The sequence below is a fragment of the Nonomuraea sp. NPDC049725 genome (assembly GCF_040674795.1).
Classification (GTDB): Bacteria; Actinomycetota; Actinomycetes; order Streptosporangiales; family Streptosporangiaceae; genus Nonomuraea; species Nonomuraea ceibae.
This window is the reverse complement of the sequence record NZ_JBFANJ010000005.1, coordinates 493,329-506,372: the sequence shown is the minus strand read 5'-3', so window position 1 is coordinate 506,372 and position 13,044 is coordinate 493,329. Positions and strand designations below refer to the sequence as shown.

The window sequence follows — 13,044 nt, the reverse complement described above, 5'->3', positions numbered from 1 at the left end:
GCGTCGGCGCGATGGGGTCGTGGTGGGATTCCCGGCGTCCGGCCGATGCCCGCACGCCGTTCTCTTGACTTACGGCAGGCGCTTGGGACCCTGGTCATATCCCTTCGTACGGGGGCGGCGATGGCGCGTCTCTCAGCTCTGGCCGGCGGTCTCACGGCGACGATCGCGCTGCTCACCCTGCCCGCGGTGGCGCACGAGCACCCCAGCGGCATCACCGACCTCGTCACCCCCGCCGTCGTGCGGGTCGAGGCCGTCTCCCACGTGGAGATCACCCTCCTCGACCACATCGGCGAATTACGGCACGTGGAGCGTTCCTACGACTTCCCGCTCGGCCAGGGCACCGGCACCGTGGTCAACCCCGAGGGCGCGATCGTCACGCTGACCCGCGTCGTGCGGACCGGCGAGGACGTGGCCGTGCGGGCCGCGAACAAGATCTTCGCCGAGCACCACGACGTGAAGATCCCGCAGGACGCCGACCGCCACTCGCTCGACGACCCGCTGCTCGACCGCCACCTCAAGCAGTGCTACCCGCCGAAGAAGTCCACCGCTACCTGCATCATCGACGTCTCCACCGAGATCACGATCTTCCCGAACGTGGCGCCCGCCGACACCGACGGGTTCAAGGCCGACCTGGTCAAGGCCGGGTCCGGGCCCGACAGCCCCGCCGTGCTCATGCCGATCGGCCGGGCCGTCGGCAGCGTCGGCATGCCCACCGCCCCGCTCGCCGACAAGGTGCCCGACCAGGTCGGCTCGCCCACCAGCGTGGCGGGCTTCCTCGGCCGGCCCGGCCCCGACGTGCAGAACACCGTCGAGATCGCCCACCTGGGCAAGGGCGGCGGCAAGGGCGACACCGGCAGGCCGTTCGCCGACCCGGAGAAGAAGGCCGACGAACCCGTCAAACTGGGCGGCCTGGCCGACCGCGGGCTGATCGGCGCGCCGGTGATCGGCGACAAGGACGGCCACGTCATCGGCATGCTGATCGGCGGCGGCAAGGAAGCCAAGATGATCGGCGTCCGCGAGATCACCGCCGCGCTGACCAAGGCCGGCATCGCGCCCCGCCGGGGGGCGATCGACTCGGCGTTCGAGGGCGCGCTGACCCGCTACCACACCGCGTACTACACCGAGGCGGCCCCCGGCTTCCAGCGCGTGCTGGAGCTGTACCCCGGCAACGTCGTCGCCGCCGAGCTGCTGAAGATCTCCCTGGCCAAGCGGGGCGGCCCGGAGGACGCGGGCACCCGGCGGGCCGGCGTCACGCCCGCCTCCGGCGGCACGCCGCTGTGGCCGTTCATCGTGGCGGCGGCCGTGCTGTTCGTCGCCGCGGGCACCGGGGCGTTCCTGCTGTGGCGGCGCAGGCGTACACCCGACATGTCGCCGTCGCCACCGGCCCCGCCCCCGGCCCCGGCGGGCGCGATGCCGCAGCCGCTCGACGAGGGCGCCGACCAGACCGTCGTGGTGCGCCGGTCGGCGCCGTTGCAGGCGATCCCGCAGCACCAGCCGGTGATCACCGCGGGCGAGCCGCCGGTCGTGTTCTGCACCGCCTGCGGGATGCGGCTCGGCCCCGCCCACCGCTTCTGCGGCTACTGCGGCCACCCCGCCGAGACGTGATGCCCGTGAACGACAGAGCACTCATCGGCCAGGAGGTGGCCGGCTACTACATCGAGGACATCGTCGGCAAAGGCGGCATGGCCGTCGTCTACCTGGCCCTGGACCCCCGGCTCAGCCGCCGCGTCGCGCTCAAGATCCTCAACCCGGTGCTGAGCGTGGACGACCGGTTCCGGCAGCGGTTCATCCTGGAGTCCAGGACCGTCGCCAGCATCGAACACCCCAACATCATCCCCATCTACGAGGCCAACGCCGACGCCGACGGCGTCCTCTACATCGCCATGCGCTACGTCGACGGGCTCGACCTGCGGCGGCTCATCCACGACCGCGGGCCGCTGCCGCTCGGCCGGGCCAACCGGATCTTCGCCCAGGTGGCCGCCGCCCTCGACGCCGCCCACGCGCACGACCTCATCCACCGCGACGTCAAACCGGCCAACATCCTGCTCGCGGGGGAGCACGTCTACCTGACCGACTTCGGCATCACCAAGCACCGCACGTCCATCTCCGGGCTGACGCAGACCGACCAGTTCATCGGCACGCCGCGCTACATGTCGCCGGAGCAGATCAACAAGGAGCACATCGACGGCAGCGCCGACCAGTACGCGCTGGCGTGCGTCGTGTACGAGGGGCTGTCGGGGCGGCTGCCGTTCCAGCGGGACAACGACATCGCGCTGCTGTGGGCGCACCTGGCCGAGCAGCCCGCCCCGCTGACGACGCTCCGGCCCGGCCTGCCGCCCGCCGTGGACGCGGTGATGAGCCGGGCGCTGGCCAAGTCGCCCGAGCAGCGCTACCCGTCGTGCACCGCCTTCGTCGACGCCCTCCGCACCGCCATCGACAGCCCCGCCCCCAACGCCGAAGGCCGCCCGCTCCCCGGCAGCGGCCCTCCCCGGACTCCGGGCGCCGCCCCGGGCGGGCCCCCTTGGGTCGACGGCGCGGCCCAGGGTGGCGGGCTTCCCTGGGGCGAGGACGCGGCGCAGGGTGGCGGGCCTCCTCGGGGCGACGGCGCGGCGCAGCGTGGCGGGCCTCCCCGGGGCGACGGTGCCGCCCGCGGCGGCCCGCCCCGGAGGGAGGCCGGAGCGCCCGGCGGCGGGCCTCCCTGGGGTGAGGGAGCAGCCCGCGATGCGGGACGCGCCCACAGCGGGGACGCGCCCCCCGGCCACGTCCCCGGCGGGCCTGGCCCGGACGGGGCGGAGGGAGGGCCGGGGTACGGCTCCGGCTCGTCCCGCCCGTCCGGTGCGGAGGCGCGCCCGGGCCACGTCCCCGGTGAGCCTCGACCGGAGGGGGACGCGGGGTATGGTCCCGGCTCGGCCCGTTCTCGTGGTGGGGAGGCGGCTCTGGGCCGCGACTCCGGTGGGTCTCGCCCGGACGGGCCTGACGGAGGGGCCGGGGACGGGCTCGGCGGGTCCCGGGGGCGGGGTGGGAGGTTGCCGATCGTGGTGGCCGGGCTGGTGGCGGCGGTGGCGGCGCTGGCCCTGGTGGTGATGCTGGTGGTGAGCCAGCGGGGCGAGTCGTGGGTGCGGTTCCAGGACACCCGCGCGGCGCCGCTGACGTTCGAGCACCCGGAGGGGTGGACCGCGCGCACGCACGCCGACCTGTTCGCGCTGGCGTCGCCGCGGGCGGCGGAGTTCGAGGCGATGTTCGTCTCGGGCGCGAACGCCGACTGGGCGGCCGTCAACGGCGTCATCACGGGCGACCCGGAGAACGCCGTGGGCGTGTACGTGCAGGTGTCGGACACGCTGGCGGCCGGGGCGGGACGGGACGAGATGAAGGCGATGCTGGAGGGCCTGCTGCCGGGCGAGATCGAGGTGAGCGCCCCGGTGCCGGACCGGGCGGGCAACCGCGACGCCACCCGCTACGACGGCTCGCTGCGCGACCGCAACACCGGCAACGCGCTGGGCTTCGTCGGCTACGTCATCGACCACCGCCCCAAGCCGATCCTCATGCTGTACTTCTGCGCCCGCAACAGCTGTGACGACGCCACGCAGGTCCGGGTGAGGCAGAGCGTGGTCGTCTCCTGACCAGTGGCTTGGAACTGACTTGCGTACGGCTTGACCTGGGTGTTCAACGGCCCTTCCGGCGTCTACCTTCGACAGCTGTGGGCATTCGAATCGTCATCGTGGACGACCAGGCAATGGTCAGGGCCGGGCTGCGCATGGTCGTGGAGAGCGATCCCGGCATGGAGGTCGTGGGGGAGGCGGCCGACGGGCGTGACGCGATCGCCGTGGCCAGGCGGACGCGGCCGGACATCGTGCTGATGGACATCTCCATGCCGCGCCTGGACGGCCTGAGCGCCGCCCGGCAGCTGCTGGACACGCCGTCGCCGCCGAAGGTGATCACGCTGACGACGTTCGACACGGACGAGAACCTGTGGGCGGCGCTGCGCGCGGGCACGAGCGGGTTCCTGCTGAAGGTGTCGCCGCCGGAGCAGCTCATCGAGGCGATCCGCATCGTGCACGCGGGTGACGCGCTGCTGGATCCGGCGGTGACGAGCCGGGTGATCGCCTCGTTCGCGGGCCGCGCCGAGCCGGTGCCGTCGCCGCGGCTGGCGGATCTGACGCCGCGCGAGCTGGAGGTGCTGCGGCTGCTGGCGCGCGGGCTGACGAACGCGGAGATCGCCCGGGAGCTGTACGTGGGGGAGGCCACGGTGAAGACGCACGTGGCGCGGGTGCTGATGAAGCTGGGCCTGCGGGACCGGGCGCAGGCGGTGGTGTTCGCCTACGAGTCGGGCGTGGTGCGTCCGGGGGACGCGAACTGATCTCAACATGCGGAAGGCTTTTGCGAGGCACTGGGGACGTATGTGTATATTTTTCGTCATAAGGCGGTAGCAACAGGAGATTTTCATGCGAGCGTTCCCCCGAGTGCTGTTCGACGAGGCCCACAGCGAGTCGTGGACCATCCGGCGTGATGTCGCCGAGGCCATCAACCCCGCCCACCCCGACGACAACAGTTACGCGCGCGCCGCCGGGCTGCTGCGCCACCTGGGCCACACGGTGACGGCCCACACCGCCGGCGCCCTCGACGCGGGAACGCTCCAGGACCAGGACGTCCTGGTCATCGCGCACCCGTCCGGCGAGCGCTGGGAGCGCACCACCGGCCAGGGCAGCCCGGTGTTCACCGCGGACGAGCTGGACGCCGTCGAGGCGTTCGTCTCCGGCGGCGGCGGCCTGGTCGTGCTGGCCGAGGAGGAGCAGGACAAGTACGGCAACAACCTGGCCGAGCTGCTGGCCCGGTTCGGCGTGAGCGTGGGCCACACCACCGTGCGCGACCCCAAAAACGCCCACCGCGAGGTGGCCACCTGGGTGCTCGGCGAGCGCGCCACCGGTGACGGCCTGCTGGCCGGCGTGAAGCGGGCCTGCTTCTACCGCTCCGGCGTGCTCGCGGCCGGGGACGAGGCCACCGTCCTGTTCGCCACCTCGGCCGACGCCGCCCCGGCGGGCGCGCCGCTCGCCGTCGCGCTCACGTACGGGCGCGGCCGGGTCGTGGTGTTCGCCGACTCCGACCTGTTCGGCGACGACTCGATCGACGACTACGACCACCGCAGGCTGTGGGGGAACGTGGTCACCTGGGCCGCCCGGGTGCCCGGCGCCGGGGCCGGGGCGGGGGAGCGCGACGAGGTCAAGGCGGCGCTGTTCGCCCGGATCAAGGCCGCCGTCGAGGAGCTGCGCCCGCTCCAGGTCAAGGACGGCTCGGTGCCGGAGGAGAAGGGCCGAGCCAAGGAGCTGGTCGCGGAGATCTCCGCCGCCATCGGCGACATCGCCCCGAGCTTCCCGCATGACGCCGCCTACCTCCAGGCCGTCCGCGACGACCTCGCCCAGTGGTCCGAGCAGGACCTCGGCGTCCCGGACTTCCTGCGCTCGCTGGAGCTGTTCCACCCCGACACGCAGCGCGTGGACGGCCTGGAGCACCTCGTCGTCTTCCCCATGTACACGCAGAACGGCAACCCGGACCGCAACCTGGAAGCCGTCTGGATCCGCACCATCTGGCCGGACTGGCTGGCCGAGCTGGAGGCGGGCGGCTACGACAACCCGATGTTCGTGCCGATCGCGTTCGAGGACTTCACCTCCGGCTACGACACGCACTCGGCCGTACTGTTCCCCGAGACCGTCGCCGTCCGGCAGGCGCCCGCCCGCTTCACCTGGGGCGGCATCTTCGCCGACCGCGAGGCCGCCCGGTTCCGCCGCGTGTCCAAGGCCGCGACCGAGACGCTCAAGCTCGACCTGCCGCCGGACGCCGCCCGCCTGCTGGAGTCGCAGCAGCTCGCCCAGGACACGTTCGTGCTGTGGGACCTGGTGCACGACCGCACGCACAGCCACGGCGACCTGCCGTTCGACCCGTTCATGATCAAGCAGCGGATGCCGTACTGGCTGTACTCGCTGGAGGAGCTGCGCTGCGACCTGACCGCGTTCGGCGAGGCCGTGGAGCTGGAGCGGCGCGGGGTGCCGCACGCCCGGTACGTCCAGCACGCGATCCTGTTCGACCGGCTGTTCCGCTTCCCGATCACCGGGGCGCGGGTGCGCAACTACGACGGGCTCGGCGGCCAGCTCCTGTTCGCCTACCTGCACCGCAACGACATCGTGCGCTGGACCGACAACCGGCTGTCCATCGACTGGGAGCGCGTCGCCGACGGCGTCGCCGACCTGCGCGGCGAGGTGGAGAAGCTCTACCGCGACAGCATCGACCGCTCCAAGCTGGCCCACTGGCTGGCCGCGCACGAGCTGGTCAGCGCCTACGTGGCCCCCGACCCCGCCTCCGTGTGGGCCAAGGGCGTCGCCGCGCTGCCCGAGGAGCAGAAGGCCAAGGTGGACGCGGTGCTGCCGGACGAGTTCCCCCTCAGCATGTTCTACGAGGCGCTGCGCCGTAAGCTGACCGACGTGGTCGAGTCGACGAAGGGGATCCGGGCATGATCATTCTTGTGACGGGCGCGGCCGGTCCCACCGGCGCCGCGGTGACCGAGCACTTCACCAAGCACGGCCACACCGTGATCGGCGTCGACAAGGACGACGTCGACCTCCTCGACCGCGCCGCCGTCCAGGAGCTGGCCGCGCGGATCGACGCCGAGCACGGCCGCGTCGACGGCGTCGTCCACCTCGTCGGCGGGTGGCGCGGCTCGCCCTCGTTCGACCGCACCGACCTCGCCGACTGGGACACCCTGCACGACCTGCTCATCCGCACCCTGCAGCACGTGTCGCTGGCCTTCGAGCCGCTGCTGCGCAAGAGCGGCAACGGCCGGTTCGTGATCGTCTCGGCCAAGGCCGCCGGCAAGCCCGAGGCCGGCGGCGCCGCCTACGCCGCCGCCAAGGCCGCCGCCGAGGCGTGGACGCTCTCCCTGGCCGACGCGCTGCGGGGCACCGGCTCCGCGGCCACTATCCTGGTCGTGAAAGCCCTGGTCAACGACGCCATGCGGGCCGCCAAGCCGGAGGCGAGGTTCCCCGGCTTCACCGACGTGCGCGACCTGGCCGAAGCCATCGGCGGCCTCTACGACCAGCCGGCCGACCAGATCAACGCCACCCGATTGGACCTCACTACGTGACTCCCCGGCACGACCCCCGGCTCAAGGCGTTCGCCAGCGACAACTACGCCGGGGTCCATCCCGAGATCCTCCAGGCCATCGCCGAGGCCAACGGCGGCCACCAGATCGCCTACGGCGAGGACGTCTACACCGAGGCGCTCCAGGACGTCTTCCGCCGCCACTTCGGCGAGGGGGCGCGGGCATGGCCGGTGTTCAACGGCACCGCCGCCAACGTCGTCTCCCTGCGCGCGATGACCGCGCACTGGGAGGCGGTCGTCTGCGCCGAGACCGCCCACATCAACACCGACGAGGGCGGCGCCCCCGAGGTGACCGGCGGCATCAAGCTGCTCACGGTGCCCACGCCCGACGGCAAGCTCACCCCCGAGCTGATCGACCGCCAGGCGTGGGGCTTCGGCGACGTGCACCGCGCCCAGCCGAAGGTCGTCTCCATCTCCAACACCACCGAGCTGGGCACCGTCTACACCCCCGCCGAGATCGCCGCGATCTGCGACCACGCGCACGAGCTCGGCATGCTCGTCCACCTCGACGGCTCCCGCCTCACCAACGCCGCCGCCGCGCTCGACGTGCCCCTGCGGGCGCTCACCACCGACGCGGGCGTCGACGTGCTCTCCTTCGGAGGCACGAAGATCGGGCTGCTGTACGGCGAGGCCGTCGTGGTGCTCAATCCCGAGGCGGCCACGGGCATCGACTACCTGCGCAAGACGTTCATGCAGCTGTCGTCGAAGATGCGGTTCGTGTCGGCGCAGTTCGAGGCGCTGCTCTCGGGCGACCTGTGGCTGCGCAACGCCCGGCAGGCCAACGCCATGGGCAGGCGGCTGGCCGAGGCCGTGCGCGAGCTGCCCGGCGTCGAGGTGCCCCGGCCCGTCGAGGCCAACGCCGTCTTCGCGGTGCTGCCGGCGGACGTCACGGCCCGGCTGCAGAAGCGCTTCCGCTTCTACACCTGGAACGAGGCGACCGGCGAGGTGCGCTGGATGTGCGCGTTCGACACCACCGAGGAGGACGTCGACGCGTTCGCCGCGGCGATCGCCGAGGAGCTGGCGGCCGGTTAGCGCCCGAGGGCCAGGCGGGCGGCCTGCCAGCCGCCCATGCCGTGCACGCCCGGCCCCGGCGGCGTCGAGGCCGAGCACAGGAACACGCCCGGCAACGGGGTGCGCCACGGCGCCGGCGACCACACCGGCCGCCGCACGAACTGGCCGAGGCTCGCCAGCCCGCCGCCGATGTCGCCGCCGACCAGGTTGCGGTCGGCCGACTCCAGCGCGGCCGGGCCCATGACGTGGCGGGCCAGCACCCGGTCGCGGAAGCCGGGCGCGTACCGCTCGATCTGCGCCTCGATCGCCCGGCTCAGGTCGGCGCGGGAGCCGTTCGGGACGTGGCAGTAGGCCCACAGCGTGTGCCCGCCCCGGCCGGGGTCGGCCGCGTAGGGCTGCACCAGCAGCACGTACGGGCGCGGCGAGAGGCGGCCGGCGGCCGTCTCCGCCTCGCCGAGCGCGATCTCCTCCAGCGTGCCGCCCAGGTGGACGGTGCCCGCGCCCGCCACCGCCGGGTCGCGCCACGGCACCGGCCCGTCGAGCGCCCAGTCGACCTTGAACGCGCCGGGCCCGTGGTGGAAGCGCAGCAGCCGCTCCCGGTAGCGGGCGGGCAGCGGGCCGTGGCGGCCCGGCTCCTCCGCCAGCGCCGCGAACTCGCGCGGCGACACGTCCAGCACCACCGTCGGCGCGTCGAGCTCACGCAGCGAGCGCACCCGGTGGCCGGCCACCGCCTCGCCGCCGAGCTCCCGCAGCCGGGCGACCAGCGCGTCGGCCAGCCGCTGCGAACCGCCCGCCACCAGCGGCCAGCCCACCAGATGGGCGAGCACGGCCAGCGTCAGCCCGTAGCCGGCTGTGAGGGGCGCGCGCAGGTCCAGCATCGAGTGCGCCGCCATGCCCGCCAGCAGCGCCCGCCCGCGCGCCGTGCGGAACGCCCGCCGCGCCAGCGTCGTCGCCGGCAGCGCGGCCGCCACCCCGAACCGGGCCGCCGCCGCGAACGCGGCGGGCCGCGGCTCCCACGGGCCCAGCGGCTTCAGCAGCAGGTCGGTGAGCGGGAACCCGGCCCGCACCGCCGCCCCCACGATCGCCCGCCACACGCCCGCGTCACGCCCCAGGCCCTCGGCGGTGCGGTCCACGTCACGGTGGACGAGCACCGCCGGGCCGTCGTCCAGCGGATGGGCCGCCACCACCGGCGGATGGGCGAACTCCACCCCGTCCAGCGTGAGGCCGCGCATCGCGGGGGAGGCCAGCGCCATCGCCATCACGGTGGCGCCGAGGTCGTTCACCCGGCCCGGCGTCGTCAGCTCCGCCGACCGCAGCGCGCCCCCGAACTCCCGGGCGGCCTCCAGCAGCAGCACCCGCCGCCCGGCCGAGGCCAGCGTCACGGCCGCCACGAGCCCGTTGGGGCCCGATCCGACCACGACCGCGTCGGCGCCCATCAGCTCATTTCAGGATCGTCGGGAACGGCTGCGCGCCCCGGAGCGCGAGGAGCTTCGTCATCAGGTCGATCTCGCCCGACTGCCCCTCGACGATCTTGCGGGCCATGCCGGTCACCTCGGCCCGGTCGGACAGCTTGAGCAGGCCCTCCGCCATCTGCACCCCGCCCTCGTGGTGGCGGATCATCAGCTGGAGGAACAGCACCTCCGCCTCCGTGCCCTGAAGCTCGCCGAGCTTGTCGAGCTCCGCCCGCGACGCCATGCCCGGCATCGCGCCACCCTGAGGCTGCTGCGCGCCGTGACCGTGACCGCTCATCCACGCCATCGGCCGCAGGTCCGTCGCCTGCGTCAGCTCCCACTGCTGCAACCAGCCCAGGAACATGCCGCGCTGGTTGGCCTGCGTGTTGATGATGTCGAAGGCCAGGTTACGGATCTCGCTGGACTCGCTCTTGTCGCGGATCGTGAACGACATGTCGACCGCCTGCGCGTGATGCGTGGCCATGTCGCGGGCGAAGCCGGCCTCCGCCGACGTCTCACCCGGCGTGCCCCGGCCCCCGAACACGAGAAAGGCCGCCGCGACCACGACGACGAGGACGGCGAGGACGGCGAACAGCGGCTTTCCGGCGGGCTTCTCCATGGCATGACCAGGTTACCCACCTGCGCGAGCGGTTGTGATCGCATGCTTATACGCCGCTTATTCTCCGCATACGCCCGGAGGGCATAGGGTGACCCAAGTTGGTACGCCGATGGAGGAACGATGACGAAGGAGAAGGCGCAGGCCCGGCGCGAGCATCTGCAGCAGATGCGGGCCGCGCAGAAGCGCAAGGAGCGCCGTGCAGCCTTTCTGATGTGGGGCGCGGGCGGCCTCGTCATCGTGCTGCTCATCGGCGTGGTCGGCTTCTACCTGGTCAAACGCGCACAGGAGACCTCGCTCGACGGGGTCGCCAGCGTCAAGTACGAGGCCGGTCAGCACGTGTGGAGCACGGTCTCGTACAAGGAGACCCCGCCGGTCGGCGGCGAGCACAACAACTACTGGCAGCTGTGCCGGGTCTACGACAAGCCGATCCACTCCGAGCACGCCGTCCACTCGCTGGAGCACGGCGCCATCTGGATCACCTACCGGCCCGACCTGCCCAAGGCGCAGATCGACCAGCTGAAGGACGTCGCCGGTTCGACGGGGCAGCAGGACTACATGCTGGTCAGCCCGTTCCCCAACCTGCCGTCGCCGATCGTGGTCTCCTCCTGGGGGCACCAGCTCAAGCTGACCGACCCGGGCGACCCGAAGCTGGGCGCGTTCATCAAGAAGTACCAGAACGGCCCCGACACCCCTGAGCCCGGCGCGACCTGCGGCGGCCCCCAGGCGGTCGAGACGACCGCCGACGAGGCGCCGCTCCCGCCGGAGCCGCAGCAGCAGACGCAGGCGCCGCACGACAGCGCCAGCCCCTCGGCCAGCCCTGCGGCCTCCCAGTAAGGCCCTCGGGCAGCACGCCATCGACACCGGCGGCCCGCGTTCCCTCCGGGGGGCGCGGGCCGTTCGCGTGCCGCCCGCTAGGGTTCGCGGCATGCCCCGCTTCGAGGTGAGCACGCGCGTCCTCGCCCCGCCCCGGCGCGTCTTCGACGTGTCGCTCTCCGTCGAGCTGCACACCGCCTCGATGGCCCGCTCGGGGGAGCGGGCGGTCGGCGGCGTCACGTCCGGGCAGCTCGCGGCCGGCGACCGCGTCACCTGGCAGGCGCGCCACTTCGGCCTCCGCTGGCGGATGACGTCGCTGATCAGCGCCTGCGACCCGCCCGCGTACTTCGTCGACGAGCAGGTGGCGGGCCCGTTCCGGCGCTGGTGGCACGCGCACCACTTCGAGGGCGACGGCGAGGGCGGCACCCTCATGCGGGACGTGATCGACTTCGCCGCGCCGCTGGGGCCGCTGGGGCGGGTCGCCGAGGCGCTGGTGCTGCGGCGTCACATGGAGGAGCTGATCGTCCTGCGCAACCGCCACCTCAAGGACGTCGCCGAGCGGATGTGAGCCATGTCACCGGCCGGCGAGAACCGGGCGGGCAGGGTGTGGCGTCTGTGAAGTGTGAGGTCGAGGAAGACACCGGACGAGGAACAGCTCGTCCGGCGCGTCGCCAAGGGTGACCAGGCGGCGTTCGAGGAGCTCTACCGGCGCACCGCGCCGTGGATCGCGACGCGGCTGCGCCGCCGCTGCGCCGACGAGCAGATCGTCGCCGAGGTGATGCAGGAGACGTACCTGGCGGTGTGGCGGGCGGCGGGCGCGTTCGCGGGCGTGGCGGCCGACGGCACGGCCGTGGGCTGGCTGTGGACGATCGCCGCCCGCCGGCTGGTGGACGCGTTCCGGCGGCGGGCGCACCACGCCGAGCCGCCCCCGGCGGCGGCGCTGACCGGGACGGCTCCGGCGGCGGAGGAGGAGGCGCTGGCCTCGGCCGTCGGCGGCGACGTCGGCGACGCGCTGCGCCTGCTCGCCCCGGAGCTGCGGCAGGTGCTGCAGGCGATGGTCCTGGACGGCCTGTCGGTCCGCGAGACCGCCGTGCTGCTCGGCGTGCCCGAGGGCACCATCAAGACCCGCGCCAGGCGCGCGCGGATCGCCATGCGGCAGAACCTGCGGGAGATCGTACGGGAGGCGCTGTCATGAGCGGATCCTGGGACGGCGCGCACGCGTCCGACCGGCAGATCACCGGCTACGCGCGCGGCGGCACGCTCGCGGGTGACGAGCTGTGGGCGCTGGAGGCGCACCTGGAGGCGTGCGCGCCGTGCCGCGAGCGGCTGGCGCGGGCGGCGGCGCCGGAGGTGGCGGCGCTGGTCGGCGGCGTGTGGGACGAGCTGCGGCCCCGGCTGGGACGCGTCGCCCCGGCGCCCCGGCGGCGCGGACCGGTGTGGGCCCGCTGGGCCTCTCCGGTGACCGCGCCGTGGGTGCTGATGACGGTGCTGGTGACGGCGCTGGGCGTGGCGCTCGAACGGTCGGCCCCCGGCGGCGTGTCCCTGGTGCTGCTGGTCGCGCCGGTGCTGCCCGTGGCGGGGGTGGCCGTCGCGTGGGGACGCGCCATCGATCCGGCGTACGAGGTGGTGGCGGCGACGCCGAGGGCCGGGCTGGGGCTGCTGGCGCGGCGCACCGCGGCGGTGCTCGCCGTGGTGCTGCCCGTGCTGGCCGCCGCCGGCTGGGCGAGCGGCGTCATGGTGGCGCTGTGGCTGCTGCCGTGCCTGGCGTTCACCGCCGGGACGCTCCTGCTCGGCGGGCTCGTCGGGATGGTCCGCGCCGCCGCCGTCCTGGCGGGCGTGTGGGCCGTGGTGATCGTCGCGCCGACGACGCTGCTCAGCCGCCTCTCCTTCGCCCTGGAGCCCGGCAGCGTGCCCGTGTGGGGCGCGCTCGCCGCGCTGGGGATCGCCGGGGTGCTGGCGCGCGGAAGCGCCTACTCCCTGCTGGACGCACATCGATGAACG

At 73.6% G+C, this 13,044-nt stretch carries 12 protein-coding genes; 10 read left to right on the top strand and 2 right to left on the bottom strand.

Annotated features, from left to right (window positions below):
- Positions 1-120: 120 nt before the first annotated feature.
- From AB0J53_RS16615 to AB0J53_RS16590, 6 genes are all read left to right on the top strand, one after another.
- A complete protein-coding gene (locus tag AB0J53_RS16615; RefSeq protein ID WP_364172748.1) occupies positions 121-1,605 on the top strand; it encodes a zinc ribbon domain-containing protein in 1,485 nt (494 codons plus the stop codon).
- The gene (locus AB0J53_RS16610; RefSeq protein ID WP_364172745.1) at positions 1,605-3,620 is read left to right on the top strand and encodes a protein kinase; all 2,016 of its coding nucleotides are present in this window, start codon (positions 1,605-1,607) and stop codon (positions 3,618-3,620) included. The genes AB0J53_RS16615 and AB0J53_RS16610 overlap by 1 nt, the downstream gene beginning before the upstream one ends.
- Positions 3,621-3,697: 77 nt before the next feature.
- Complete coding sequence (locus AB0J53_RS16605) at positions 3,698-4,357, top strand: response regulator transcription factor (protein ID WP_219501683.1); 660 nt, start codon at positions 3,698-3,700, stop codon at positions 4,355-4,357.
- 85 nt (positions 4,358-4,442) lie between these two features.
- Positions 4,443-6,506 (top strand): DUF6421 family protein, encoded by a 2,064-nt coding sequence (locus AB0J53_RS16600; protein ID WP_364172740.1) that lies wholly within the window; start codon positions 4,443-4,445, stop codon positions 6,504-6,506.
- On the top strand, positions 6,503-7,132 hold the full coding sequence (locus tag AB0J53_RS16595) for an SDR family NAD(P)-dependent oxidoreductase (protein ID WP_219501679.1): 630 nt from the start codon (positions 6,503-6,505) through the stop codon (positions 7,130-7,132). Before AB0J53_RS16600 ends, AB0J53_RS16595 begins: the two co-directional genes overlap by 4 nt.
- Positions 7,129-8,181: a low specificity L-threonine aldolase gene (locus tag AB0J53_RS16590; RefSeq protein ID WP_219501677.1), complete on the top strand. Its 1,053-nt coding sequence runs from the start codon at positions 7,129-7,131 to the stop codon at positions 8,179-8,181. Before AB0J53_RS16595 ends, AB0J53_RS16590 begins: the two co-directional genes overlap by 4 nt.
- Here the strand turns inward: AB0J53_RS16590 and AB0J53_RS16585 are convergent.
- Complete coding sequence (locus AB0J53_RS16585; protein WP_364172737.1) at positions 8,178-9,596, bottom strand: NAD(P)/FAD-dependent oxidoreductase; 1,419 nt, start codon at positions 9,594-9,596, stop codon at positions 8,178-8,180. The two genes, AB0J53_RS16590 and AB0J53_RS16585, sit on opposite strands and share 4 nt — an antisense overlap.
- Positions 9,597-9,600: 4 nt before the next feature.
- Positions 9,601-10,230, bottom strand: a complete 630-nt coding sequence (locus tag AB0J53_RS16580; protein WP_364172734.1) for a DUF305 domain-containing protein — start codon at positions 10,228-10,230, stop codon at positions 9,601-9,603.
- A gap of 120 nt (positions 10,231-10,350) precedes the next feature.
- Between AB0J53_RS16580 and AB0J53_RS16575 the strand changes: the two genes are divergently transcribed.
- The 4 genes from AB0J53_RS16575 (at position 10,351) to AB0J53_RS16560 (ending at position 13,041) form a co-directional block, all read left to right on the top strand.
- Complete coding sequence (locus AB0J53_RS16575) at positions 10,351-11,064, top strand: DUF3105 domain-containing protein (RefSeq protein ID WP_364172731.1); 714 nt, start codon at positions 10,351-10,353, stop codon at positions 11,062-11,064.
- Positions 11,065-11,155: 91 nt separating this feature from the next.
- Positions 11,156-11,611, top strand: a complete 456-nt coding sequence (locus AB0J53_RS16570; protein WP_364172728.1) for an SRPBCC family protein — start codon at positions 11,156-11,158, stop codon at positions 11,609-11,611.
- Positions 11,612-11,665: 54 nt separating this feature from the next.
- The gene (locus AB0J53_RS16565; RefSeq protein WP_364172725.1) at positions 11,666-12,238 is read left to right on the top strand and encodes an RNA polymerase sigma factor; all 573 of its coding nucleotides are present in this window, start codon (positions 11,666-11,668) and stop codon (positions 12,236-12,238) included.
- Positions 12,235-13,041 carry a zf-HC2 domain-containing protein gene (locus AB0J53_RS16560; protein WP_364172722.1) on the top strand — a complete coding sequence of 269 codons (807 nt, stop codon included), beginning with the start codon at positions 12,235-12,237 and terminating at the stop codon, positions 13,039-13,041. Before AB0J53_RS16565 ends, AB0J53_RS16560 begins: the two co-directional genes overlap by 4 nt.
- The last annotated feature ends 3 nt before the right edge of the window (positions 13,042-13,044 follow it).